We start from the raw sequence: 1211 nt of genomic DNA on the forward strand, positions 1-1211 counted from the left end.
TGAAGTGACCCCCTCCAGAGCTGCACAGGCTATAGTGCAGTCATCAGGAGGACAGGATGAGCGACGATAACCCCATCAAGCGGTGGACCGCGAAGCGCAAAGCGTCTGTGGTCATGGACATCTTCAAGGGCAAGACCACGGTCGCCGAGGTTGCGCGACAGCATGACCTCACCGTCTCCGAGGTCGACGGCTGGATCGATGAAGCCCAGCGCAACATGGAGAACGGGTTCAAGGCCCGTCCCAAGGATATCCGCGAGCAATACGAATCCGACCTGCGGGAAACCAAGGAGGCGCTGGGCGAGGCCCACTTGCAGATCTACGCACTAAAAAAGTGGCGTCGCCTGCTCGACGAGGACGAGAACTCGTAAGGTCGCTGCAGGCGGAAATGGCCCAGGAAGGCCGGGTGGTATCACTGGCCAAACTTTGTCGCTGGCTGGGGTTCCCGCGGCGCAGTCTGTATTACCGGCCCAAGGCGCGGCAGCGTGTCGTGAATACGGATCTGACGGCCCGGGTGAAGCTGACGCTGGAACGCTTCCCCAGCTACGGCTATCGCCGGTTGGCGTGCGTGCTGGGCGAGAACCGCAAACCGGTCCAGCGCATCCTGCAGCTCAAAGGCTGGCAGGTGCGCAAGCGACCGCAGGGCTTCCGACCTCGCGCCAGACGCTTGCCGTCAGTCACCTCACGGCCCGATGAGCGCTGGGCCACGGATCTCACGCACGTGTGGTGCGGTAAGGATCGGCGGGCCAGCTTGGCGGTCATCATCGACTGTTGCACGCGTGAAATCCTCGGTTGGCGATTATCGGACAATGGCAGCAGCAAGACAGCAGAGGCTGCCCTGGAGGAAGCACTGATTTATCGGCTGGGGGCGCTGGGACGCGTTCAGCAACCGCTGGCACTTCGCTCCGATAACGGGCTCGTTTTCAGTAGTCACCACTACACGGGCACGGTGAAGGCCTATGGCCTCACGCAGGAGTTCACGACGCCGTATACACCGGAACAGAACGGGCTCGTGGAACGCTTCTTCCGCTCTTTGAAGGAGGAGTGCATCTGGCTTCATCGTTTCGAGTCACTGGGCCAAGCCAGGGTCGTGATCAATCGTTGGATCCGTTATTACAACGAAGAACGGCCACACCAGTCTCTGGACTACGTGGCACCCCGAGCACACCCCGCATTAATTGCGTAGGGTGTGCAGAAACCAGGGGGTCATTACA

At 60.8% G+C, this 1211-nt stretch carries 2 protein-coding genes; both read left to right on the forward strand.

Annotated elements, in window-relative coordinates; genetic code table 11:
• Positions 1-56 precede the first annotated feature (56 nt).
• Positions 57-368: a DUF1153 domain-containing protein gene (locus tag C8E00_RS16570; protein WP_040242442.1), complete on the forward strand. Its 312-nt coding sequence runs from the start codon at positions 57-59 to the stop codon at positions 366-368.
• Positions 332-1183 (forward strand): IS3 family transposase, encoded by an 852-nt coding sequence (locus tag C8E00_RS16575; RefSeq protein ID WP_279586119.1) that lies wholly within the window; start codon positions 332-334, stop codon positions 1181-1183. Before C8E00_RS16570 ends, C8E00_RS16575 begins: the two co-directional genes overlap by 37 nt.
• Positions 1184-1211: the final 28 nt, after the last annotated feature.

The sequence above is a fragment of the Chromohalobacter marismortui genome (assembly GCF_004364315.1).
Classification (GTDB): domain Bacteria; phylum Pseudomonadota; class Gammaproteobacteria; order Pseudomonadales; family Halomonadaceae; genus Chromohalobacter; species Chromohalobacter marismortui.